The sequence below is a fragment of the Paenibacillus massiliensis subsp. panacisoli DSM 21345 genome, from assembly GCF_000426545.1.
GTDB classification, from domain to species: Bacteria; Bacillota; Bacilli; order Paenibacillales; family Paenibacillaceae; genus Paenibacillus; species Paenibacillus panacisoli.
In genome coordinates this window covers 34130-56763 of sequence record NZ_AUFO01000019.1, presented here as the reverse complement: position 1 = coordinate 56763, position 22634 = coordinate 34130, and the positions used below count along the sequence as shown (strand labels likewise).

Below are 22634 nucleotides of genomic sequence, written 5' to 3'. Positions count from 1 at the left end.
GGATATGAAAAAAAGGTTGGCGAACAAATATGCCTTATTATGCATGGGGCTACTAGGTCTGATCGTGCTGGTATCCCTGCAGCTGAATGGGGACAGCCAGACGACCGAGCCAGAATCCGTGAATGCGGCAACCACGATCTGGAAGCTGGGGACTCGTGACAACTCTGCGGAGGAGTTCAAGGGAAAGGCAGGCAACCAGCCCGCGGCCGTTCGTGTGACCTCGGCTAGCCAGACAGGAAGCAGCTCTACTCAGGTGTCTTCGGGCACACTCAAGCTGGATGGGGCCATTCCTACTGGACTGAATGCGTCGATTAATCCCGAGCTGGTCCTTCAGTATGAGCTGGATCAGGTTCCTCCTAACGGGGTGCTATTTAATGTGCGTATTCTGGATGCGGGCAAGGCAGTTCCTCAGATGGCTGTGTTCTCCAACCGACAATTGGCGGGCATTATCCAGATTGCTGGAGTATCGGGTACGGGAAGTGCACACTCGTTCAGAGAGAACTATCAATTGTATATTCCCAAAGAACAGCTAAAGAAAGGCAACAATGAGCTGCGCCTGGAGGCGGTACGATGCCTCTACTGCACGAGCTCTGAGGACCCGAATCTGTGGTGGACCTGGGATGATCTGAATCTTCAGGCACTCTCTTCCCCGGCGCAAGAGCCAATTCATGGACGCTATATCCGTACAGGCACCAATGTCAACAATCAGGAGTTCTACTACGATCAGGGAGCTGTACGTCATCTGCCTACGGTGATGAAATGGCTTGGAGTTGCGTATAGCGGAAATATTATGAGGGTGACGTGTGCCAGTAATGTGGGCAATGCCTGCTCGGATGTGGATGATTATTACAAGACCCTTAAGCAGTACAATATGCAAGCGGTAGCCTTATATTTGTATACAGGTGATATCAAGCTAAAAGCCGACGGCAGTCTGCCAGACACGGCGAAGCAGAAGCTGACCTCCTATTTACAGAAATATGGACCTTACGTGCAGTATTTTGAGGTCGATAATGAGCCTGGACTCTTCAACCGCTCCAAAGCCGTAAATCTGGCGGTAGCCAAATGGCTGAATACGGAGGGCAAGAAGATAGCCCCTCATCTGAAGACCGTCGCACCAGGCTGGGCGTACTGGCCAGCTTATTCTGTCAAAGCCTGCAAGAATCAGGAAGGCGGTGCGAAGGCTTGTGGTACGCCTGATGGATGGGAAGCCGACCCGAAGCAGCGACTTGAGCTGGAGAAGGTTACGGATCTGACAAATGGTCATGCCTATGGTGCATCCTATGTGGATGCTGTAGGTGGCAGCTTCGTAGAGAACCTGCGTACCTTTGGCGGTGCAAACAATGGTCTTAGCAAGCCTATGCTGAATACGGAATTCGGTACGTCAGGTACGCATGTGGATGATCCGGCTTATGGCGCGAGTCAGCCGAATGCTGCGGCATTTGACCGAATTATGCGTTCGCAGATTGGATTTGCCGATATGTTCGTACAGCATGCGGCCTTTTATCAGGACTTCTCGCTGTTCAAGACGGGCTTTGATCTGCAAAAACATAATCCAGCAACGACGGAGGTCTATCCGTTCAGCAATGGTCAGGATTCGAGAGTCGACATTATGCGTAGACTAAGCCTTGCTTATGCAACCCATGGCAAGCCCTTGACCTACACCGTATTGAACACCTCCGATACGGCGGACAAACTGGTGTATGTGCGTGCTGTAGATACCTCGTCGCTTGCTCCCATTGCTGGCAGTGGCGCTAAATCCAACAAGCAGCTGGTAAATTTGGTGAACTTTGAACCGACTACACAGCAGATCAAGGTTCGCGTAACGATGCCACAACAGGGGGAATATCGTGGAGAGCGAATCGGTTCAGGTGCGACTTATACAGCGGCACATCGGAATGTGAGCGGTCTTAAGGCATCGCCGACACTGGAGTTCGAAGAAACATTAGGGCCGGGCGAGTCTGTACAGTACATTCTGGAAAAGGTAAATGCGACAACCGCGAGTACGGCTGTGGCCCCGGATTGGGTCCAAGCCAGTGCAGCCAAGTCAGATCAGATTCAGGTGAGCTGGATGCAGAGTGAAGGGGTGCAAGCTTACGACGTGCTACGTGCCAGCAGTAAGGAAGGGGACTATCGTGTTATCGCTGCGGAGGTAGAGGGAGGCTCTTATGCCGATCGTACCGCTGCAGCTGGTACCACCTACATGTATAAAATCCGTCCGACTGGCTCTACCCAGATATCTGAGAAGGCTGAGGTGACCTTCACGGGTCTGGCGCAGCTGGACAGGAGCAATTGGAAGACCAGTGCCAGTGTGAATAGTGACAATGCTAGATTGGCTATTGATGGTAATGGGCGTACTAGGTGGGACACGGGTAGCGCTCAGCGCTCGGGAGTCTTTTATCAGGTGGATTTAGGAGCGACGCAAGTCATTAGCCGTTTATTGCTGGATACCACCCCTTCGGAGGGAGATTATCCGCGTGCCTATGATGTTCAGGTGTCTGCGGACGGCAAGCAATGGACCAAAGTAGCTTCTGGGACAGGCTCAGGCGCACAGGAGGAGATTAGCTTCGCTTCTTCCCGTGCTCGCTACCTCAAGATCACCCTTACCGGTACAGCTTCGAACTACTGGTCGATTCATGAGCTTCAGCTATATGGATCATAAGCTTCATGGAGCTTTCATCTGTAGGCTGGCAGGTACGGCCTCTACTAGGAAGGCAGATACAAACGAAGGCTTACTGGAGTCATGTCCCCTCCGGTAAGCCTTCGTTTGTTGTATTCGCCAAAAATATCTTTTGCAGCTTAACGTCGATGGTGGCCTCAAGCTTATAAGTCTTTACGGATGAACCGGCGCATTCCGATTGCAAAAAGCACTGCCGTGTATACGGCGGCATACACCACAAACGTTGTCGAGGGAACGTCGCCAATACCGAAGGGACCGTCCATTCTTACTGGGACAATTCCCTGAATGTCTTCATAGCTGAACAACACAGCCTGCATTTTCCTGTGCAGTCCATCAGCCGGCATAATCAGTGACAGGATGCCTGTAATGTTGCTGAGCGTCTGGAGGGGGCCTGGCTCAAGGCCCACAGAGCCGATGATTTTGCCAATCATGCCGCCGAGCCATCCCGCTCCATAGAGCATCGTCATGACCACTCCATTCGCAATCGAAGACAAATAGCCAGACCCGAACATGGATACAGTTACGAGTAAAGGAACAACCGAAGCAAAGAGCAGAAATGCCTGTGCCAGCACCAGTGGGTCACGTGGGATCGAGGCATGTACATCGGTGATCCATAGAATTAGGCTAAACAATATTAAAGCATAGACCAGACCAAATGAGACATAGCCGAGCCAGCGGCCTGTATACCATTTCCATCTTGGGATCGGTCGCGGCAGCATGGCCTGCATGATGCCTTGCTCCGCCTCACCTGCAATCGCAGAAAATGAGCTGAAGATCGACAAAAAGGCGAGCACAAAGCCAGCGAAGAGAAAGCCGAACATCAATATTAACATACCTAACATGAATTGCTGAATCATAGCTTCACTATTCGTCATGGCTGTGGGGGCCTCTCCACCAATGGCACTGGCGATGAACCAGAAACCCAGCAGGAACAAGGCTGTCAGTATGATCGTCAGCAGCAGGACCCGTTTGCGAAGGAGCTCCTTCCAGGTCATGGTCCAAATAATCTTCATTCCTGTTCCCCCCTATGGTTCAAACCAGCTACAGCCTCCATGAACCATTCTTCAAGCCGTTCCCGGACCTTGGTGACCTCGTACAGCGTCAGCCCTTGTTCTATTAGCAGTGAATTGACCCATCCAGCCTGTTCTTCGTTCTCCAGCTCTGCTTCAAGCCAGACGATATCCTCTGCACTCGAACCATAGGCAGCTTCCCCCTGATTCTGTTCGTCATTATGTAAACGAAAGTCAAATCCTGTTGTATCCATTAGCCATGATAGCAAAAAAGGCGAAAATCCACCGACTTTAAAACGCCAGCAGACTCGCTTTTGGAGCACCTCATCTACCCGTCCATGACGGAGCACCTGTCCGTTGTTCAAGAGTGCCATCCTGTCACACAATACCTCCACATCCTCCAGCAGATGTGAATTTAAGAAAATCGTCTTCCCTTGCTGCTTCAGTTCCTCAAGCAGACCGCGTACATGCATCCGTCCGACAGGGTCCATAGCCGAGGAGGGCTCGTCCAGAAAAAGGATAGCCGGATCATTCACCAGTGCGCAGGCCAGCCCCAGTCGCTGCTGCATGCCTTTGGAATAATGCTTAACACGGTCCTTGCCACGTTGACCGACACCTACCTTGCGTAGCAGCTCAGGAACTCGCTGGCTGATTACGCTTTTGTCCAGGCCACATAATTGGCCGTGCAGACGAACAACCTCTTCGCCAGTAAGCCACTCCTGATATCTGTATAGCTCGGGCAAGTATCCGATCTGCCGCTTCGCTTCAATAGTACCGATAGGCGCACCCAGCAGGGTCGCTTCTCCTGCAGTCGGGTGGATGAGACCGACGAGCATTTTCACAAATGTGCTCTTCCCGGCGCCATTGGGACCGAGGAAGCCAAAGGCTTCCCCTTTCCCTACAGAGATCGTGACGTTACGGCAGCCACGACCATTGCTGTATTCCTTGGTTAGTGCCTTCGCTTCGATGGCCAGTTCACTCATGCCTCGACCAGCTCCTTAAGCTTGTTCATGAAGTCAGCCTCTTCTTCGTAGACGCTCCCGCCCTGAAAGTGGAACAGTTGCCCGTCCTTCACCCAGACCGCGATATGCTCTGTCAGCTGGTTGTATTGGCGTTGTTCAATGAGTACCTTCGTTCCGGCAATCATCGTCTCCTGGATGTCGGCTGCCTCATCAACTACATATGGCATGGGGATGGAGCCTGTCAAAATACCGCTCTGCTGCAGCTGTTCCTTCAGATCGGAAGGAAGAATAGGGAGCTGAAGAACGGCCTCCACGGCTTCTGTCACATCCACGGATGGATCAATCAGGAATTCAGGTGACTGCATTTGTCTCAATGATGCCCAATTCTGATCGCTAGTGCTCATGTCATACATGATGCCTTCATGAATATTCAATTCCACTTCTTTGCCGTCCATAGACTCTGGTAGCAGCTTGGTCGCTCCTACGCGCTGCATAGCTTGATTCAGCTCATTCACATTTAGCTTCATCATAATCTTATGTGAGGGAGTAACGTAGACTTCCTCTTCGGTACCTAGGAGGTTGGCCGGAAGCAGCGGCACCCCTAGACGGGATAGTGCTTCCTCACGCGTAAATTGTCCCTCAACGCTTCCACTTTCTGTGCTGAATTGTCCAAAAACATTCTCCCTGCTGGCCGATTCGCCCGGGACAAGTTGATTCAGCATATTCTCGATGCTTTCCCCGTCGACGGTAGCAATTTCCTGCACCTTGAATTGATTCAGAAGGGCAGCAAGTGCATTATTGCCCATTGGTGTGACAAGAACTGTCCCAACGATCACGGCAGCGACGGCAGCACTGGTCCATTTCCAGCGTCGACCTCCCCGTCTGCGGTGAGTGTCAACAGAAAGCGGAGTGCTCTCTTTCATTTGTGCTGCTGAGGTATGGGTTGTAGACACTGCAGGGGCTGCCGCCGAAGACTGCGGGTGAGTAGCTGGCAGACGTAGCTCCTGCTTACTCGCTTCCCAAGTTTCCCATTTAGCGTTTACGGGCTCGCTCGCCAGTTTTTTCTGTAGTTTGTCCCATGCCTCGTGTGTGCTTGTATCTATTCCTGAATCCTGTCCTTTGTTAGTCATATCTTGTTCACCCTTTCATAGCTAGGTTAGTCTTGTTGGGCCATAGCTTTGCTAGCTGTCGTCTCTAGCTTGCGTGTTGCCCTTTGCAGCAGGCTTCCAATGAGAGGCCGTCTGACCTTAAGCTCCTCCGCAATCTCTGCATAGCTATAGCCTGAGTAGCGAAGCAGTAGTGCCTGTCGGTCACGCTCAGGCAGGCTACTCAGCCATGTCTGGACCTCTGCCTGATCTAGCTGTCTCATTAGGACTTCTTCGCCAGATTCCGGGGTAGCTTCACCTTCATACATCAGCTCCTGCTTATCCTGGAGTCTTCTCTCTCTAGCTTTCTTCTCCAAATAATCGTAACCGATTCTTGTAAGTACCCGGTGCAGCCATGCCCCCAGGGTGGCAGGATTGTCTGGTGGATTTCGGTATAGTCTCAGGAAGACCTCCTGTGCCAGATCGTCAGCAGCGGCATCATCGCGCACCAGCGCGGCTAATTTTCTACGTACGGTTGGATAATGTTCAAAAAATATGTTGCGGAATGCTGAGGATTCCGGAATACTCATAGTGTAATTGCCTCCTTTCAGCTGCAGCTATTAGGAAGACGAACCTTTTTACGTTTTTGTAGCATGAACAGAAAAATTTTCTCGGATTCGTCTCTTTCTACATTACATAACAGAATATAGCATAGCTAATTCTAGCACCTTGACTACACCTGATTTCAGGTTCAATGATCCGAGAGAGCGTAGTTGTGAGCGGAAAGCGGGGAAGCTCTAGAGAAACGAAGTGTCCGTCTTTAAGCCTGCTGTTCATCTGTCTTCAACTTCGTTCGAAAGAACAGCAGGCTTAACAACGGTCGACAGGGCTCCCCGCTTGCAGCGGCTCTACACTCACGCTTGATCCGGCCAAGGTCTAATAGTAACTTTGCCTACATTCGTCAAATTTCATCATAAATAGACCAATTTCGCATCCAGCAGACGACAGTATTTGCTGTTCACATTGAATATGATAGAGATATGCAGCGGGAGATTACCTGAGAAAAGAGGGGAGTTACATGGGTGAAGAGTTCCGGATCTATAATCGGGAACTGGCAGCAGAGGAGCTATGGGTACAGGGTAGACAAGCTGTAGAGGCAGTTCAGCTGGATATCCTGGACATTCTTCGGCAATGTGGGATCAAGCAGCCAGAGTGGCTGAAGTCCGTGCATCCGGTGGAGGACTGAGCAGAACAGCCCAAAAACGAACTCGCAGTCCCTAGGGGAAGATACGGGTTCGTTATTTTGGCATGTCATTCAATTGTGGATGAATCTAGCGCTCCATCATGCGCTCCATGCGTACAAAGGCAATAAATCTACGGGCTTCATCTTCGCTCAGGCTACGACCGTCAATGGTCAGGTTGAAGCGATTTAGAATATCCTTATCCGATAACTCTAACTGATCGATGAATTGCTGCATTTCCGATGGCAGCGTTGTATTCTTATGGGTAGTCCGTCCAATGATATAGTCTATGGATACGCCGAACAGATTCGCCAGCTTCATAAGCATTTCAAAATCCGGCTTACGCCGGTTTTTTTCATAATGGGAGAGTGCCGCACGGGTAATGCCAAGGGTATGGGCGAGCTCTTCCTGCTTAAGTCCCAGCTCTTCTCGAAGCTCTGCTATGCGTGTACCGTAGTTCATCTAAATCTCCTCCTGATTGCAATTGTGTGTGTATACCTAGGAGTAGTATTGTTAATCAAACTCGAGCTTATGGACACATCGCGGAGAAGGTATGCCCATGGAGCCGTCATGGAGATTTATTCATTGAGGTGACTCCATTTGTGTAAGATCAGATTAGAGCTACATGAATGTAAACATTCATACATATTTATGCAAAAGGTATGTCTGAATCAAACATTAAGCGAGCTCAAAATATAACCATACATCATAATATATATAATATTTTACTATATAAAGTATGGTTATGAATAGTATTTTTGCGCCAATATATGGTATGTAAAGGCGTCCTTATGTTCTAGTCATGTTAACTCGTTGTTATTGCTTGCTGGCAGGATGTGATAGACTGAATTTAATGTAATTATTTTTTTGGGGTAGGCAGCGAATGCTGCAAGAAAGGAGTTCAACGGATGAGTCTGGAGCCAATTGTTCGCCTTCAAGGGGTCAGCAAAATCAAAGGTAGCAAAAGACTGGTGGATAAGCTAACTCTGGATGTGCCGCCTGGGCAGGTGTTCGGTTTTCTCGGGCCCAATGGAGCAGGGAAAACAACAACCATTCGCATGATGGTCGGGTTGATCTCGATCAGTGAGGGGGATATCTCCATCTGCGGCCATAGTGTGAAGACGGACTTTGAGCAGGCGATTGCTCAAGTCGGGGCCATCGTTGAGAATCCTGAGCTGTATCGCTTCATGACGGGATATCAGAATCTACAGCACTTCGCTCGCATGCTGCCTGGGATTACAAAGGAACGCATAGAGGAGACGGTTCGTCTTGTCGGGCTTGAACAACGAATACATGACAGGGTAAGGTCCTATTCCCTCGGGATGAGACAGCGTCTGGGTGTTGCTCAAGCCTTGCTGCATCGCCCCAAGCTGCTCATTCTGGATGAGCCGACGAATGGATTGGACCCGCAAGGAATTCGTGAGCTAAGAGATTATCTGCAGCATCTGAGCAGGGAAGAGGGCACCACGATATTTGTCTCCAGTCACTTGCTTAGTGAAATGGAGCTTATGTGCGATACGGTTGCCATCATCCAAAATGGACGTTTGGTGGATGTGAGGAAACTGAAGTCAGATGGCGTACTCCTTGCAGCTACAGAAGTTGCCTTTGAAGTTAGCGATCCTGCCCATGCGCTTACATTAGTAACGAACGGGAGAATTCAAGGGCAGACGCTGGTCGTGCCACTGGATCGGGAGCAGACAGCTGAACTGAATCAACGCTTAATTGAGGCAGGCATTAAAGTGTATTCCATTCGTCCATTGTCGCAGACGCTTGAGGATCAATTCCTGGAGCTAACAGGAGGTGAAGGAATTGTCTAACTTCTTAAAGCTTGTTCATAACGAGAATATAAAGATCTATGTCAGAGTGCGCACATGGGTGATGCTGGGGATCTTGCTGCTCATCGCACTGACAGTGCCTTTACTGGTGTCCTTATCAAGTGACCAGATTAGTGTATGGGATGGCGCCATGCTGACCATGTTGGTATGCTTCTTCCTGCTCACGATCTTCACGGTCATTGTTAGTGCAGATATTGTTGCAGGGGAATTCAGTTGGGGTACGATCAAGCTCTTGCTGATTCGTCCATGGAGCCGAACCAAAATTCTGATATCCAAGTATATAGCAGTCATTCTGTTCAGCCTGTTCGGCACAGCACTGCTGGCTGCAGGGAGTATACTTACGTCTGCGCTGGCGTTGTCACCCGAGTCGTTCATCCCTACAGGTGAAGGCTCGGAATTAACTCCTGCACAGTATGCATTTGCCATGATACTGACTAAATATGTGACGCTGTTCATCATTCTGACCTTTGCATTCATGGTGTCCTCCGTATTTCGGTCAGGTGCACTTGCGATTGGTTTATCACTGGGCATTCTATTCTTACAGAACTTCGTAGGAATGTTTCTGTTGTTCCTGCAAGGAAGAGCAGAATGGGTGAAATATTTACTCGTATCCCATCTGGATCTGACTGTGTATATCGACAGTCCAGTCTCAAGTATGGGCACGACACTTGGCTTCTCCATCACCGTGCTGGCTGCTTATTATATTGTGTTCCTGGCGGTAAGCTGGCTCGTCTTCATCAAGCGTGACGTCTCGTCCTGAGGTGAGGCATCATTAGAATTAGAAATAGAAGTAGTAGCCTATTAACAAGCCCTTTGCCCTTCCGTATTGCACGGTTCTGGCAGAGGGCTTGTGGTTTATATAATGACTACGGTGCAGATAATAGGGAGCATAGGATCAGTCTAGCCAGCCTCGGCACGTGAGTGGGCGGAGGAGGCCTCCGATTCTGAAGCATTCGTCTCTTCAGCAGTGGTACTAACGGGACGTTCCATTTTGGTAGCTCCATCGAGAATGGCGCCTTCGAACACAATAAGCGAATTGGCGGTGATATTGCCATGAATTTCGGCTGTGGAGGCCAGTGTCAAGCGCTGCTCCGCATGTATCTCTCCGATCAGCTTGCCTGCAATAACGATATCTCGGGCAGTGACGTCCGCAGTGACAATGGCAGACTCGCTAATAATGATGAGATCGGTGCTGACAATGCTACCGTGTACAACGCCTTCAATTCGTACGGGGGTGTGACAATGAAGCGTACCTGTAAAGGTCGCGCCATAGGACAGGACTGACTCAACAGGGGCTGCTTGTCGCTTCCCTAAGCCAGGCTTGAACATGTACATCTCTCCTTCGGAATAGGATAACTTCTCACAACTGGAATAGGTGACGGCTCATAAAATTTACATATTAACGCACATACAGTAGGGGATCGATGGGGATATTTTGTTTAACCACCTGAAAATGTAGATGTGGGCCTGTACTGCGTCCAGTACTACCGAGCTTGCCGATCAGCTCGCCCTTGCTGACTTGCTCGCCTACAGATACAGATAAGGCGTGCAGATGCATATACCAGGTCTGTAGGCCATTTGGATGCTCAATCATAATATATTTGCCGCGACTGCCGTCCTGAGCGGAGGCAATGACCTTCCCTGCACCTGCCGCATAGATGGGGTCACCTGTGTTCCCTGCAATGTCGATACCAGCATGATAGGCGGCACGTCCATTGAAGGGGTCTGTTCGATAGCCAAAGCTGGAGGTAATTCGCCGAGCGGCTGTAGGCCAGGCATTTGGCTTGCCATTCTCAGCCAACTCCAGTTGTCGTGCCTTCAGACGAGCTTGCCGCTGCCGTTGCTCCAGCGAGGTCTGTACGGACTCAGCTTTCTTCAGGACACGAGGTATCGAGGATTCCATGCTATCCAGCATGGCCGTGATTTCCTCGAAATCCTCGGTGGTCTCCTTGCCGAGTGTGCTCAACTGTTTGTCATGCACCGCGATCCATTGGCCGCCCTTGTTCCCGTTGGCATCCCAAGCCAATGGAGTAAAGGAAGACGCAGAGGTCTTGCTTGATGAGATGTCATGCTTCTGGATAAATTGCTCCAATTGCTCCTCCAGCTCACGTATTCGCTCCATGCGTTCCTTGACGCTCTCTGCCTGATTAGACAAGAGCAGAATCTCCTGCTGCAGCCGCTGGATGGCTTCATCCTTATTCGTCACGGTCATTTCCATCTGCATGCTCTGGGCAGCCAGTGTGGTCTCCAGACGAGATATCGTCTGTGAGGAGCGGATCTGGAGGGTAATAATCATAGTCGATATGGACAAAATAGCCAGCGTAGGTACTAGGATTACGATGGGCCTGGATATATGAAACTGCCGGGGGGACCGCTGTGCGTCAGAGAGCACAAGTAGAGTCATCCTCCGGTTCCAATCTTGTTTTCTCATAAACAGCTCCTTTCCGGCAGTCCGCCCGGCATGGTGAAGTGCGTGAGTGAAGTGCCGGCTATATGCCTGTTTGCTTACTATTTATTCAGCAATCCTATTAATCATGACAATAATGTACAAGGAGGTGCCTTATGCTGTGGCTGATGATTGTGCTGCTCATATTTATTTTTCAGACTGCAACCATCCTCATCCTTGAGTTTCGACAGCCTGCTAAGGCGGTCGCCTGGCTCTTTATTCTGTTTTGTTTTCCGCTGATTGGCTTCGTTGTGTACTATTTTGTAGCTCAGGATTACAAGAAACGAAAAGTGCTTCGCAATCAGGGGTCCAGATTGTTCCAGCAGATTAAGGAAGCTCTGTGGCGTCAGACCAAGGTAATCCATGACATCCAGCATATGTCCAACCCCGAGTTCATCCACTATGAACGCTTGTTCAACATGCTGTCCCGACTCACGGAGAGTCCGATTACAGGCCGTAACAGGGCAACGGTGCTCACGGACGGGGAAGAGACCTTTGCTTCAATGCTTGCAGCGATCGAACAGGCACACGATCATATTCATATCGAATTCTATATTTTTCGCGCCGATACGATTGGATCGACCTTTCAGAAGCTGCTGATCCGCAAGGCCAAGGAGGGCGTCAAGGTCCGCTTTGTTGTGGACGGGCTGGGCAGCTATCACCTCCCATCCTCCTTTGTCCAGACCTGCAGGCAGGCTGGAATAGAATTTCATTACTTTCTGCCGCCATTGCTTGCCACGCTTGATAAACGAATCAATTATCGTAATCATCGCAAAATTCTGATTGTAGACGGTAGAGTTGGCTTTGTCGGTGGTCTGAATGTAGGTGATGACTATCTGGGCCAATATCCGAAGATGGGATATTGGCGAGACACGCACACACGCATCGAGGGCGATGCGGTCTATTTTTTGCAGAATACCTTCCTTAGTGACTGGAAGCTTGCCTCGGGTGAGCGTATTGATGATCCCCGTCTCTTTCCGCCACATGAGTGCGAAGGGGAGGATCAGGTCCAGATTGTAGCCAGCGGGCCGGATTTGGCATGGAATGCGATTCAGGAGCTGTGCTTCGGAGCTATCGCAGTAGCCAGACGCAGAGTGTGGCTAACAACACCGTATTTCATTCCCGACCCGAGTATTTATGAGGCGCTCAAGACAGCGGCTGTCAGTGGGGTGGATGTACGAATCATCATTCCGTATGAGTCCGATTCCATACTGGTGAAGCTTGCCTCGTTGTCCTATGTAGCTGAGCTGCTGAGTGCTGGTGTCCGATTTTATCAATATCGCAAAGGCTTTATGCATGCCAAGATACTGATTGTGGATGATCTGTTCGGATCTGTAGGGACGGCGAATATGGATATGCGGAGCTTGTTTTATAATTTTGAGCTCACCACCCTGGTCTTCTCTCAAGCGTTCATTCAGCGGCTGGAGCAGGACTTCAGGCTGGATCTGGAGCACTCAACAGCGATAGAGTCTGAACGATTCAAGAAACGCCATCGCATTCAGAAGACAGCAGAAGTGCTGGCACGCATGTTATCGCCCCTTCTTTAAAGTCGATTTGAACCCGTTTAGCATAGATAATCCTGCTCATTGAAGAGTATACTGCTTTTTTCTAACTTTTTTGCCTAAAAATCTCCTGTTATGATATAGTATATATATGAGAAACAACGACGGGAGGAGGGGGCTGCATGGAGCGGTCCCTTTTCTTGTAATTGTAAGCTGAGAAAAATGGGGGGAGTAAAATGAGCAGCATGACTCCAGATGAGATAGCAACGAATCTACAGAAGCTTCCGGTTAGCCGGAAGGTGCAGACGAAGCGGCTGCTGCAGAAGGGTATCTTTATCGTACTCGGAGCAGCTTTGATGGCGGTGGCCCTTGAGATTTTCCTCGTACCAAATGGAGTAATAGACGGCGGTATTACCGGTATTTCCATCATGCTGTCTGAAATTTTCGGAATTCCCCTCGGCGTGTTCCTCGTGATGCTGAATCTTCCTTTTCTGATCCTCGGCTACAAGCAGATTGGCAAGACATTTGCATTATGTACGTTGCTTGGTGTCGTACTAATGTCAGGTGGTACGTACCTGCTGCATGACGTATCTGCATTAACACCGGGTGAGCCCTTGCTTGGTGCAATCTTCGGTGGTGTCATTCTCGGTGTAGGTGTCGGTCTGGTCATTCGCTCTGGCGGATCTCTGGATGGCACGGAGATTGTGGCGATTCTCGTCAGTGAGAAGTCACCATTTTCCGTAGGCGAGGTCGTGCTGTTTGTCAACGTCTTCATACTCGGAAGTGCAGGCTTTGTGTTTGGATGGCCGAATGCCCTCTACTCCATGATCGCGTACTATATTGCGATGAAGATGATTGACATTACCATCGAGGGTCTGGACCAATCCAAATCGGTATGGATTATTAGTGAGAAATATCGTGATATCGGTGATGCACTTACCGATCGACTGGGACGTGGTGTAACGTATCTGGATGGAGAAGGCGGCTTTTCGGGTGACAGTAGGAAGGTTATCTTCGTCGTCATCACTCGACTGGAGGAAGCGAAGCTGAAGAGTATTGTGGAGGATTGGGATTCGCATGCATTCGTGGCGATCGGCAATATTCACGATGTGAAGGGTGGACGCTTCAAGAAAAAGGGAATCCATTAGCGAAGCTGAAGCCGGCATAAATGAATGAATGGTTGGCAGGCTGTTGAACCAATAACTGGACTAATAGCTTGACGTATAGCGCATAGTGTGTAGCAGAAGTGCCCGGCAGGTAAGTGACCTGTCGGGCTTTTTTTGTCGTAAATAAGCTTATTATTTCTTGAGCTGACGGATAATCGGCTCCAGGGGCTGTGGAGGAAGGGAATCCAGCAGGTCACCCAGCTTGCCCAGCCGTTCCTCAATGTTAAGCAGATGATAATCCAGTGGAGAGACATTCTGCCTTACCTCTGCCCATGTGAGCGGTGTGGATACAGTTGCTCCGGCGCGAGCCCGCGGTGTATAGGGGGCTGCGATCGTCTTGCCAGCGTAATGCTGCAAATAATCAAAGTAGATGCAGGTACCGCGATCTTTTTTTAACCGCTCAATCGTGAACAGCTTTGGATGCTTCTCCGTTACGTACCGACCGACCAGATGCCCTACACTGCGCAATTCGTCGAAGGTAATCCCCTGATGAATCGGCACGATGATCTGAACACCTGTAGCCCCCGAGGTCTTGGCAACGGATGCAATGCCTAGCGAACGGAGGACGTCATCGACAAGACTGGCGGCCTCCATAATTCTAGGCTCGATTTCAAGCGTCGGGTCCAGATCAATAATCCATTCGCGAGGTAGTATACTGCCTACGTTATGCAAGGAGGGATGAAATTCGAGAGCAGCCTGATTGCCAAGCCATAATAGCTGGGGCAGCTCGTTCAGCACAATATACTCAATATCACCATCACGGTACGTCGATATATACTCGGGTCTGGGGACAGGAGCGTTTTTCTGATAAAAAAATTTGCCATGAATGCCATGCGGCCAGCGAATGACGGTTAAGAGACGATTGCGGCAATATTTCAGCAAATATGGTGCGAGCAGGGCAAGCTTCTCCAAATAAATGGCCTTGGTAATGCCTGCCTCCGGCCACAAGGGCTTGTCTGGGTTCGTAATGGGAATCTCGCAGCCCATGATGGTGATCGTTCCCTGTGCTGTACGTGCCAATCCTGCACCTCCTTTGCTGGTCGGATATGTGGACTAGGTCTTGGTCCGTTTTGTTGTGCTTTTACGCTTGGGAGCCGCAGCGGCATTACTGGCTTCGCCACCAGCAGCTTGCCGTGAGGCGGCTGGCTTGCGCGGCTTGCGTGTCTTTGCAGGAGCCGGGCCGGGATCTGTAGCGACAGGCTTGATGGACTCGATACTGGCTTGCAGTGCTGCCATGAGATCAACGACGTTCGTCTCTGGCTTGGATGGAGCTACCTTAACCTCCTCGCCTGCAATTTTATGAGAGATGAGCTCGAGTACCTTGTCACGATATGCATCCGTATATTTGGCAGGGTCAAATTCGCTCGATAGCTGCTCAATAAGCATTTTGGCCATCGTAAGCTCCTTCTCGTTCACCTGCGGCTGCTCGGGCAGATTGGGAACCTGACTTACGGGTCTTATCTCATCCGGGTAGAAGATCGTCTCGATTGCCAGACAGTTGTTGTACACCCGAATGGCCGCCAGACTGCTCTTGGAGCGGATGGAGATTTGGGCAATCCCGATTTTTCCGGTATCCCGCATCGCGTTCAGCAGTAAGGAATAGGCATTATCTCCTGTCTGATCAGGGGACAGATAATAAGTTTTTTGAAAGTAGATCGGGTCGATATCCTCCAGATTCACGAAATCCAGAATCGTGATATTCTTGTTGCTCTGCTCCGTGAGCTGCTCTAGCTCGTCCTTATCAAACATGACGAATCTGCCCTTCTCGTACTCGTAGCCTTTGCCAATCTCTTCCCATTCCACCTCTTTGTCACACACGGGACATTTACGAACATAGCTGAGCGGACTGCCACATTCCTTGTGAATGTAGCGCATGGAAATGTCCTTATTCTCCGTTGCGGAAAACATCTTGACGGGGACGTGAACCAATCCGAAGCTAATGGCTCCTTTCCAGACGGTATGCATGGCTGCACCTTCTTTCATCTTCGATTTGTGTGAGATCCTATTAGCATTGTGCATCGTATTCCATTTCAAATATTCTACTTGCTTCATTTTGCTTCATTTGGGTGGATGCATCTTGGCGATCATATGACCTTAAGCTGGACGTATGATGTTTATTATTAACAGGCGCTATTGTTGAAAATGCCGCTTCGACCTTCGGTTGATACCCCGGCTACAGCTATGGCTTGTGCATGGAGAATATGCGTCCATCTCGCTTATCTGTAGTATGCTTCATGAATGATTTTGTATGAACGCATGTCTGATGGATGTTCTGTACATAGTAACAAACGAACAATTTATGTGGAGGGATGAACAGCATGAAGAGACCCGCCAAGGTCAGACACAAGCTGGGTAGTCAAGCGTTGGTGATCCGTTTTCCGGCAGCCGGAGAGCGTGATGCATTGCCGCCAGAGTTCATGCTGTCACATGAATCTGTACCCCCATATCCTATTGCTGCACAGCATGTGAACTGGGAGGCACTGACCGCCAAGGACTCAGGTATGAAAGAATATCCGGCACTGGATGTGAACCAGATGGCGGAGGATGAATTGGAAGCCATGCAGGATTCGATAGCGGTAAGTAATGAACCAGAAGTGTCGGAGCATTAAGCTGGCAAAAGACTGTGAGAGGCTAACAAAAGCTGAAAGGGCGATAGGATAACATCAGAAAGGAGCTGTAAGCCGTATGATGGATGTGAAGCGTGCAGTAGATATTTACAACTCCAAGGAGATGATTTCGGTCAAACTGGAGGGAGAGCCGGTCTGGATCGAGCATGTGGATACCGAAAATGGCATGGCGACGGTTCAAGTTGGAAGCAGGCCCACGAATACGATGACAGTCCGGGTGGACCGTCTGGAGGAAGAAAGTTAAGGTTGAATGAGCAGGCTCAATGTCAGGATGCTGCAGCGATTGTTGATGCGGGCATCCTTTTTTGCGTAAATTCATAGGAATGAGCGTGCAATCGACTTAGGTGAATACTTCTTCATGGCAAGGTCTACATATATTATGAAATCACGAGCTTTCCTTGCTAGAGCTTGACGTGAAATATATAATAAAGGTCAAGTTATGGAAGCTGGAATATGGACCGAATCAAATTTTTGGGATGAGTGATCTGGGAAGCATGGTCGTTATCGGAAAAGCGGCTCGACACTCACATTGGATCTGGTCAAGGTACTAGTCAGGCTCTGAGGTGATGATGATGACGAGTTCAAATCAAGGTAGCTATACATTTCGTTCCCTAAGTGAACAGGATACGGACAAGCTGGCAGCACAGCTGGCGCTAAGATCCGTACCAGGGGCAATTATCGTACTGGATGGGGATCTCGGAGCAGGCAAAACAGCCTTCTCCAAAGCATTTGCCAGACATCTGGGCGTAGAGGGCGTTGTGAATAGTCCTACATTTACGATTATTAAGGAATATGAAGGCAGATGGCCTTTGTACCATATGGATGTGTACCGGATCAGCCAGGAAGAGGCCGAAGAGCTTGGCCTGGATGAATACTTTTATGGTGAAGGCGTGTGTCTGGTTGAATGGGGGAGCTTGATTCCCGAGCTGCTGCCGCCGGAGCATCTGCACATCAGGATTGAGTACACGGGAGAACAGGAACGGATTATCCAGCTGAATGGCTATGGTGAGCTATATGCTGACTGGTGTGCCAGTCTTGGAGAGAATGGAGTATGAACGATATGAATCATGAAAAGAACCAGCCGCAGATGCGGCTATTGGCGCTGGATACAGCTACCGCGGTCATGGCTGCGGCAGTAGTGGAAGCACCTTCGCAGCAGCTGATCGAGGAGAAAAATATACACGGAGAGCGCAATCATTCCGTTCATGTCCTGACTGGACTTCAAGAGCTAATGCTGGAGACCGGGACAGCACGTGAGCAGATTGCGGGAATCGCTGTCGGCATTGGGCCAGGCTCCTACACAGGGGTGCGAATTGCAGTTACGGCCGCAAAGACGCTGGCTTGGGCCTGGAAGGTCTCAGTGGTAGGCGTATCCACATTACAGGCACTAGCCTGGGGAGGCTGGAACCGGGCGCAGGCTGGTGAAACAGCGAAGCATTCTGAAGAGAGTCGGATTGGGGAGTCTGTATCTTCCCCCGCACAGGCAGACGAAGCAAATTACATACAGTGGATTGTACCACTGCTGGATGCGCGCCGAGGTCAGGTGTATACATCGTTGTTCGCAGCAGCTGGTAGTAGTGAACCACGTCGACTAGCCCCGGATGCGATCCGGCTTATGAGTAGTTGGGTGGAGGAACTGGTCCAGCTTGTCCAGGACACCTCACCACAGGAACGTCCCAAGGCCATATACCTGGTAGGAGAGACTGAGGTGCACCAACTTGCTGCCACAGAACTGGCAGAGCTATTGGAGCTTAGAGCTCAACCCTATGAGCTGGAGGGGCGATGGATTGGAAGGCTAGGTGCTACACGGTTACAGGATGGACAAGAGGATGAGCTTCATACCTTGGTGCCGAACTATACGCAGTTGGCAGAGGCGGAGGTCAACCTGCTTCAGGCACGTACGAAGGGGGCGACAAGCACATGAGGGAGCTGAACGAGCATGAACGGCAGGAGGCGAGCATTACCTTCCGTCCTATGCTGGTAGCTGACATTCAAGAGGTCATGAAGATTGAGCGGGAATGCTTTACATTGCCCTGGACCGAGGATGCGTTTCGCAATGAGCTAACCCATAATATGTTCGCCAAGTATCTGCTGATGGAGCTGGATGGAGACGCTATCGGATATGCTGGTATGTGGACGATTCTCGATGAAGCCCATATCACGAACATTGCCGTGCGTGAGCAATATCGCGGACGCAGACTCGGAGAGCGGCTGCTTGACGAGCTGATGGAGCAGGCGAGCCAACTAGGAATGGAACGGATGACGCTGGAGGTCCGTGTCTCCAATCATGTGGCACAGAAATTATATGAGAAAAAGGGATTTATACCTTCAGGCATGCGCAAAGGCTATTATTCGGATAATCAGGAGGATGCGCTTATTATGTGGGCCGATCTTCCTGCCGGACATAATCCCGAAGACCAGGAGGAGTGGACAAAGGGATGACAATGCAGGAGCACATCAAGGCAGATGTAGTTGAACCATCGAAGCCTTGTTATATATTAGCCATCGAGACCAGCTGTGATGAGACAGCCGTCTCGGTCATCAAGGATGGTACGGAGGTGCTGTCGAATCTGATCGCCAGTCAGATCGATACTCATCAAGCCTTTGGTGGCGTCGTACCCGAGGTTGCCTCGCGCAAGCACGTCGAGAGCATTACTTATATGCTGGAGGAAGCTGTGGAGAAATCAGGTATCGAACCGGAGGAGCTATCCGCTGTTGCCGTGACACAAGGGCCGGGGCTTGTCGGTGCACTGCTCGTAGGAATCGTAGCAGCGAAAAGTGCCGCGCTTGCCTTCGACAAGCCGCTGATCGGCACACACCATATTGCTGGACATATTTATGCTAATGCACTGACCTCGGAGTTGAAATATCCATGTATGGCTCTTGTGGTATCGGGAGGCCATACGGAGCTGGTCCTGATGGAATCAGAAGGGAGCTTTCAGGTTATTGGACGCACACGCGATGATGCGGTGGGTGAAGCATACGACAAGGTTGCTCGTGCCATCGGCTTCCCGTACCCTGGTGGACCGCATGTGGACCGGATGGCCTTGGAATCGGACGAGGTAACCCCTCTTCCCCGTGCCTGGCTGGAGGCGGACTCCTATGATTTCAGCTTCAGCGGCTTGAAGTCAGCCGTGCTGAATGCTATTAATCAGGCGAAGATGAAGGGAGAAGAGATTCATCCCGGGGCGATTGCCCGCGGCTTCCAGGAATCTGTGATTGAGGTGCTTGTGGAGAAATCCGTCCGTGCCATGCACCAGTTCAAGGCGAAGCAGCTGCTGCTCTGTGGTGGTGTAGCTGCCAATCGTGGTCTGCGAGCTGCATTGCAGGAGCGCTGTGAGCGTGAAGGAATTGAATTACTGATCCCACCGATGAAATATTGTACGGACAATGCAGCGATGATCGGAGCCGCGGCTTATATCAAATGGCAGCACGGAGAATCGTCCGCACTTGATATGAAGGCAGACCCAGGATTATCTCTGGAGCATTGGTCCGTTCAAAGGACAGAGTAACGTTGAAGCTTTACTGTAGCATTGGCCAGACGAGCACTATGCTTATCCAGGACTTCTTGTGAACTCTGATTAGGTTGGTTTTAAGACCCAAGCAAGCTCCAAATTAGATTGGATTAAGGGTAGCTTTAGATAGAATCACTGATCATTTAACATAGTGCCTGTCGTCTCTTTCAGAGTCGGCAGGCTTTTTTAATATACGCGAAAGCCATCCCTAAATCGGAAATTGGTGCAATGACATTTGTCAAGTTGTTAACAATGTTATCCACATATCCATGCTTTTCTGTGGATAATGACTGAAAAGGCCCGCCAGCCATGAAATTTGTCGAATGGGAGCACAGGGGATAGATCTTAACAAAATGATGACGAAAATTGTGGATAATGTGGATAAAAGGGTGGATAATACTGGTTATCGAGTGGATTACTTAACACAGCCCTTATATAACAAAGAAAAAAATGACCAATCAAGGTCATTTTCATCTATTGTGAATGCAGTTTTAATGTGAATAACTTTGTGTACAGACGGCGGTAATAAAATTTGTCGTTTTTTTTACACATCGTTTACACTGCGACAGATTTATTCTCCTAGGAGCTGCTCCCAAGCTGAGTACACTTCTGTAAGCTCCTGCTTCCGCTCCTCAAGCTTACTCTGAATGGCCTGCAGAGCTTCGTAATCCTGATATACCTCAGGCGAGGCCATCTCCAGCTCCAAGGCGTGAATTGTCTCCTCCAGCTCGGCGATCTGCTGCTCATAGGCCTCGACCTTACGCTGACGGCTGCGTTCCTCACTCTTGGCCTGCTTTCCGGCTGCATAGGAGGTTGCTCCGTTCTTGTCCGCATCAGACGGACTGGACGCGGTAGCGGTCTTGCTGTTATTGGCCGAGGAGGCATTTTCCATGGCAATCTCCTTAAGCTCCAGCTTCTTGGCCACATAATCGTCATAGTTCCCCAGGAATTGCTCCATACCTTCTGGATGCAGCTCAATGACCCGTTCAGCCATTTTATTCAGGAAATAACGGTCATGGGAGATGAATAGTAATGTTCCCTCATAATCCAGCAATGCAGCCTCCAGTACCTCGCGACTGAACAAGTCCAGATGGTTCGTAGGCTCGTCAAGAATCAGCATGTTGGCTTCTCGCAGCATCAGCTTCGAGAGTGAGAGACGGGCCTTCTCCCCACCACTCAAGGTGGATACCTTCTTCAGTACGTCTTCTCCACTAAAAAGAAAGTTCCCAAGCACCGTACGAATTCGAGCCTCTTCCAGATGCGGATACTCACTCCACAGCTCCTCCAATACGGTATTGCTGGGATTCAGACTGGTATGCTCCTGATCATAATAACCGATCTTGATCTTGCTTCCCCAATGAATGGCCCCCTGATTGGGACGAAGGGAGTCTGTCAGACATTTTAGTAGGGTGGACTTACCGACTCCATTCGGTCCGATCAGAGCCACCGTGTCTCCGCGCCAGAGCTGGAACGATACATTCCTGAACAGAGGTTGTCCCTGCTGGAACTCGACGGAGAGGTTCTCGGCTGTCAGCACGTCCTTGCCCGACATGTACTGGATGTCGAAGGAAAAATGCGCCTTCTTCAGCTCGCCTGCTGGCTTATCCATTCGATCCATTTTTTCAAGTGCTTTTCGGCGACTCTGGGCACGCTTGGTCGTGGAGGCACGTACAAGATTTTTCTGAATAAAGTCCTCAAGCTTGGCAATCTCGACCTGTTGCTTCTCGAACTGCTTCATCTGTGCCTCGTACTCGGCAGCCTTCAGCTCAATATAACGAGAATAATTGCCGGTATAACGAGTGGATTGATGTCGCTCGATCTCGACAATGGTCGTGACGAGCCTATCCAGAAAGTAACGGTCATGGGATACGACAAGCAAGGCGCCAGGATAGGCACGGAGATAATCCTCCAGCCAGGTCAGGGTCTGAATGTCGAGATAGTTGGTAGGCTCATCAAGCATGAGCAGATCAGGTGCCTGCAGCAAGATGCGGGCTAGTGCCAGACGGGTCTTCTGACCTCCGCTTAGCGTTGAAATTGGGGTATCCGGAGCGAAGCTACCGAAGCCCATTCCGTGCAGTACGCTGCGAATGCGAGTCTCCATCTCATAACCGCCCTGATCCTTGAACCAGTCGGACTTGCGAGCGTAGCGCTCCAGCAGCTCCTCGTAGGCCTTGGCAGATTGGTCCTGTGCCTGTTCTGCAATCTCCTGCTCCATTTGCCGCAATTCAGCCTCTGCGGTCACGAGCGTATCGAATACACGCAGCATTTCTTCCCAGATGGATCTTTGAGAATCCAGTCCGCTATTTTGCGCCAGATATCCGATCCGGGTCTCTTTGGATTTGTATATTTGTCCTGCATCATAAGACAGCTCTCCTGCAATGATTTTCAGCAGGGTGGATTTGCCCGCGCCGTTCACACCAACGAGGCCAATCCGTTCGCGTTCAAGAACTTGCAGATTAACCCCGTCCAGAATAGGGTCAACTTCATATGCTTTTGTAATGCCAGATACTTGCAGCAGCATAACGATTCTATTCCTCCATCACAAATTGCGTCTGCTAACGGCAGACC

22 protein-coding genes are annotated in these 22634 nt (G+C 50.2%); 12 read left to right on the top strand and 10 right to left on the bottom strand.

The features are described 5' to 3' along the window. Positions 1-4: 4 nt before the first annotated feature. Positions 5-2659, top strand: coding sequence for a discoidin domain-containing protein (locus tag K331_RS0116080; protein ID WP_036635105.1), 2655 nt, complete (start codon positions 5-7; stop codon positions 2657-2659). A gap of 161 nt (positions 2660-2820) precedes the next feature. Here K331_RS0116080 and K331_RS0116075 read toward each other — a convergent pair whose 3' ends face one another. From K331_RS0116075 to K331_RS0116060, 4 genes are read right to left on the bottom strand one after another with little or no spacing between them, the layout of a single operon-like run. After that, entirely contained in the window at positions 2821-3690 is an 870-nt protein-coding gene (locus K331_RS0116075) for an ABC transporter permease subunit (protein ID WP_028591081.1), read from the bottom strand. Beyond that, the gene (locus K331_RS0116070; RefSeq protein WP_028591080.1) at positions 3687-4670 is read right to left on the bottom strand and encodes an ABC transporter ATP-binding protein; all 984 of its coding nucleotides are present in this window, start codon (positions 4668-4670) and stop codon (positions 3687-3689) included. The genes K331_RS0116075 and K331_RS0116070 overlap by 4 nt, the downstream gene beginning before the upstream one ends. Continuing rightward, a complete protein-coding gene (locus K331_RS0116065) occupies positions 4667-5779 on the bottom strand; it encodes a hypothetical protein (protein WP_028591079.1) in 1113 nt (370 codons plus the stop codon). The genes K331_RS0116070 and K331_RS0116065 overlap by 4 nt, the downstream gene beginning before the upstream one ends. Before the next feature lie 26 nt (positions 5780-5805). Further along, a complete protein-coding gene (locus tag K331_RS0116060) occupies positions 5806-6324 on the bottom strand; it encodes a sigma-70 family RNA polymerase sigma factor (protein WP_028591078.1) in 519 nt (172 codons plus the stop codon). Between the two features lie 488 nt (positions 6325-6812). Between K331_RS0116060 and K331_RS31945 the strand changes: the two genes are divergently transcribed. Further along, positions 6813-6980, top strand: a complete 168-nt coding sequence (locus tag K331_RS31945; protein WP_156897670.1) for a hypothetical protein — start codon at positions 6813-6815, stop codon at positions 6978-6980. 85 nt (positions 6981-7065) lie between these two features. Here the strand turns inward: K331_RS31945 and K331_RS0116050 are convergent, their stop codons facing one another. Next, positions 7066-7437 (bottom strand): helix-turn-helix domain-containing protein, encoded by a 372-nt coding sequence (locus K331_RS0116050; RefSeq protein ID WP_018886686.1) that lies wholly within the window; start codon positions 7435-7437, stop codon positions 7066-7068. A 446-nt stretch (positions 7438-7883) separates the two neighbouring features. Between K331_RS0116050 and K331_RS0116045 the strand changes: the two genes are divergently transcribed. Both K331_RS0116045 and K331_RS0116040 read left to right on the top strand, forming a co-directional pair. Continuing rightward, complete coding sequence (locus tag K331_RS0116045; protein ID WP_028591077.1) at positions 7884-8792, top strand: ABC transporter ATP-binding protein; 909 nt, start codon at positions 7884-7886, stop codon at positions 8790-8792. After that, positions 8785-9570, top strand: a complete 786-nt coding sequence (locus K331_RS0116040) for an ABC transporter permease (protein WP_028591076.1) — start codon at positions 8785-8787, stop codon at positions 9568-9570. Before K331_RS0116045 ends, K331_RS0116040 begins: the two co-directional genes overlap by 8 nt. Before the next feature lie 140 nt (positions 9571-9710). Here the strand turns inward: K331_RS0116040 and K331_RS0116035 are convergent, their stop codons facing one another. Next, entirely contained in the window at positions 9711-10139 is a 429-nt protein-coding gene (locus tag K331_RS0116035) for a bactofilin family protein (RefSeq protein WP_028591075.1), read from the bottom strand. 70 nt (positions 10140-10209) lie between these two features. After that, the gene (locus K331_RS0116030; RefSeq protein WP_028591074.1) at positions 10210-11241 is read right to left on the bottom strand and encodes a M23 family metallopeptidase; all 1032 of its coding nucleotides are present in this window, start codon (positions 11239-11241) and stop codon (positions 10210-10212) included. Positions 11242-11372: 131 nt separating this feature from the next. On the opposite strand from K331_RS0116030, the gene cls reads away from it, so the two are divergent. Beyond that, the gene (gene cls / locus K331_RS0116025; protein WP_028591073.1) at positions 11373-12803 is read left to right on the top strand and encodes a cardiolipin synthase; all 1431 of its coding nucleotides are present in this window, start codon (positions 11373-11375) and stop codon (positions 12801-12803) included. A 200-nt stretch (positions 12804-13003) separates the two neighbouring features. After that, positions 13004-13906, top strand: a complete 903-nt coding sequence (locus tag K331_RS0116020) for a YitT family protein (RefSeq protein ID WP_081625315.1) — start codon at positions 13004-13006, stop codon at positions 13904-13906. A gap of 150 nt (positions 13907-14056) precedes the next feature. On the opposite strand, the gene ligD is transcribed toward K331_RS0116020, so the two are convergent. Next, the gene (gene ligD, locus K331_RS0116015) at positions 14057-14944 is read right to left on the bottom strand and encodes a non-homologous end-joining DNA ligase (protein ID WP_028591072.1); all 888 of its coding nucleotides are present in this window, start codon (positions 14942-14944) and stop codon (positions 14057-14059) included. Between the two features lie 33 nt (positions 14945-14977). Continuing rightward, on the bottom strand, positions 14978-15889 hold the full coding sequence (gene ku / locus K331_RS0116010; RefSeq protein ID WP_028591071.1) for a non-homologous end joining protein Ku: 912 nt from the start codon (positions 15887-15889) through the stop codon (positions 14978-14980). 353 nt (positions 15890-16242) lie between these two features. On the opposite strand from ku, the gene K331_RS29730 reads away from it, so the two are divergent. The 6 genes from K331_RS29730 to tsaD all read left to right on the top strand — a co-directional run bounded on the left by K331_RS29730 (position 16243) and on the right by tsaD (position 20063). Beyond that, positions 16243-16533: a hypothetical protein gene (locus tag K331_RS29730; protein ID WP_051289866.1), complete on the top strand. Its 291-nt coding sequence runs from the start codon at positions 16243-16245 to the stop codon at positions 16531-16533. A 79-nt stretch (positions 16534-16612) separates the two neighbouring features. After that, complete coding sequence (locus K331_RS0116000) at positions 16613-16795, top strand: H-type small acid-soluble spore protein (protein WP_028591070.1); 183 nt, start codon at positions 16613-16615, stop codon at positions 16793-16795. Positions 16796-17120: 325 nt separating this feature from the next. Then, entirely contained in the window at positions 17121-17606 is a 486-nt protein-coding gene (gene tsaE / locus K331_RS0115995) for a tRNA (adenosine(37)-N6)-threonylcarbamoyltransferase complex ATPase subunit type 1 TsaE (RefSeq protein WP_404821499.1), read from the top strand. A 5-nt stretch (positions 17607-17611) separates the two neighbouring features. Then, positions 17612-18475 (top strand): tRNA (adenosine(37)-N6)-threonylcarbamoyltransferase complex dimerization subunit type 1 TsaB, encoded by an 864-nt coding sequence (tsaB, locus tag K331_RS0115990; protein WP_028591068.1) that lies wholly within the window; start codon positions 17612-17614, stop codon positions 18473-18475. Continuing rightward, the gene (gene rimI / locus K331_RS0115985) at positions 18472-18993 is read left to right on the top strand and encodes a ribosomal protein S18-alanine N-acetyltransferase (protein WP_036635085.1); all 522 of its coding nucleotides are present in this window, start codon (positions 18472-18474) and stop codon (positions 18991-18993) included. The genes tsaB and rimI overlap by 4 nt, the downstream gene beginning before the upstream one ends. Next, complete coding sequence (tsaD, locus tag K331_RS0115980) at positions 18990-20063, top strand: tRNA (adenosine(37)-N6)-threonylcarbamoyltransferase complex transferase subunit TsaD (protein WP_036635084.1); 1074 nt, start codon at positions 18990-18992, stop codon at positions 20061-20063. Before rimI ends, tsaD begins: the two co-directional genes overlap by 4 nt. Positions 20064-20637: 574 nt before the next feature. On the opposite strand, the gene K331_RS0115975 is transcribed toward tsaD, so the two are convergent. After that, positions 20638-22587, bottom strand: coding sequence for an ABC-F family ATP-binding cassette domain-containing protein (locus K331_RS0115975; protein WP_028591065.1), 1950 nt, complete (start codon positions 22585-22587; stop codon positions 20638-20640). Positions 22588-22634 lie beyond the last annotated feature (47 nt).

Excerpts from the sequence above, each read along its gene's own strand:
- K331_RS0116080 (WP_036635105.1), top strand. The coding sequence starts at position 5 with ATGAAAAAAAGGTTGGCGAACAAATATGCCTTATTATGCATGGGGCTA.
- K331_RS0116075 (WP_028591081.1), bottom strand. The coding sequence starts at position 3,690 with ATGAAGATTATTTGGACCATGACCTGGAAGGAGCTCCTTCGCAAACGG.
- K331_RS0116070 (WP_028591080.1), bottom strand. The coding sequence starts at position 4,670 with ATGAGTGAACTGGCCATCGAAGCGAAGGCACTAACCAAGGAATACAGC.
- K331_RS0116065 (WP_028591079.1), bottom strand. The coding sequence starts at position 5,779 with ATGACTAACAAAGGACAGGATTCAGGAATAGATACAAGCACACACGAG.
- K331_RS0116060 (WP_028591078.1), bottom strand. The coding sequence starts at position 6,324 with ATGAGTATTCCGGAATCCTCAGCATTCCGCAACATATTTTTTGAACAT.
- K331_RS31945 (WP_156897670.1), top strand. The coding sequence starts at position 6,813 with ATGGGTGAAGAGTTCCGGATCTATAATCGGGAACTGGCAGCAGAGGAG.
- K331_RS0116050 (WP_018886686.1), bottom strand. The coding sequence starts at position 7,437 with ATGAACTACGGTACACGCATAGCAGAGCTTCGAGAAGAGCTGGGACTT.
- K331_RS0116045 (WP_028591077.1), top strand. The coding sequence starts at position 7,884 with ATGAGTCTGGAGCCAATTGTTCGCCTTCAAGGGGTCAGCAAAATCAAA.
- K331_RS0116035 (WP_028591075.1), bottom strand. The coding sequence starts at position 10,139 with ATGTTCAAGCCTGGCTTAGGGAAGCGACAAGCAGCCCCTGTTGAGTCA.
- K331_RS0116030 (WP_028591074.1), bottom strand. The coding sequence starts at position 11,241 with ATGAGAAAACAAGATTGGAACCGGAGGATGACTCTACTTGTGCTCTCT.
- cls (WP_028591073.1), top strand. The coding sequence starts at position 11,373 with ATGCTGTGGCTGATGATTGTGCTGCTCATATTTATTTTTCAGACTGCA.
- K331_RS0116020 (WP_081625315.1), top strand. The coding sequence starts at position 13,004 with ATGACTCCAGATGAGATAGCAACGAATCTACAGAAGCTTCCGGTTAGC.
- ku (WP_028591071.1), bottom strand. The coding sequence starts at position 15,889 with ATGCATACCGTCTGGAAAGGAGCCATTAGCTTCGGATTGGTTCACGTC.
- K331_RS29730 (WP_051289866.1), top strand. The coding sequence starts at position 16,243 with ATGAAGAGACCCGCCAAGGTCAGACACAAGCTGGGTAGTCAAGCGTTG.
- K331_RS0116000 (WP_028591070.1), top strand. The coding sequence starts at position 16,613 with ATGGATGTGAAGCGTGCAGTAGATATTTACAACTCCAAGGAGATGATT.
- tsaE (WP_404821499.1), top strand. The coding sequence starts at position 17,121 with ATGATGACGAGTTCAAATCAAGGTAGCTATACATTTCGTTCCCTAAGT.
- tsaB (WP_028591068.1), top strand. The coding sequence starts at position 17,612 with ATGAATCATGAAAAGAACCAGCCGCAGATGCGGCTATTGGCGCTGGAT.
- rimI (WP_036635085.1), top strand. The coding sequence starts at position 18,472 with ATGAGGGAGCTGAACGAGCATGAACGGCAGGAGGCGAGCATTACCTTC.
- tsaD (WP_036635084.1), top strand. The coding sequence starts at position 18,990 with ATGACAATGCAGGAGCACATCAAGGCAGATGTAGTTGAACCATCGAAG.
- K331_RS0115975 (WP_028591065.1), bottom strand. The coding sequence starts at position 22,587 with ATGCTGCTGCAAGTATCTGGCATTACAAAAGCATATGAAGTTGACCCT.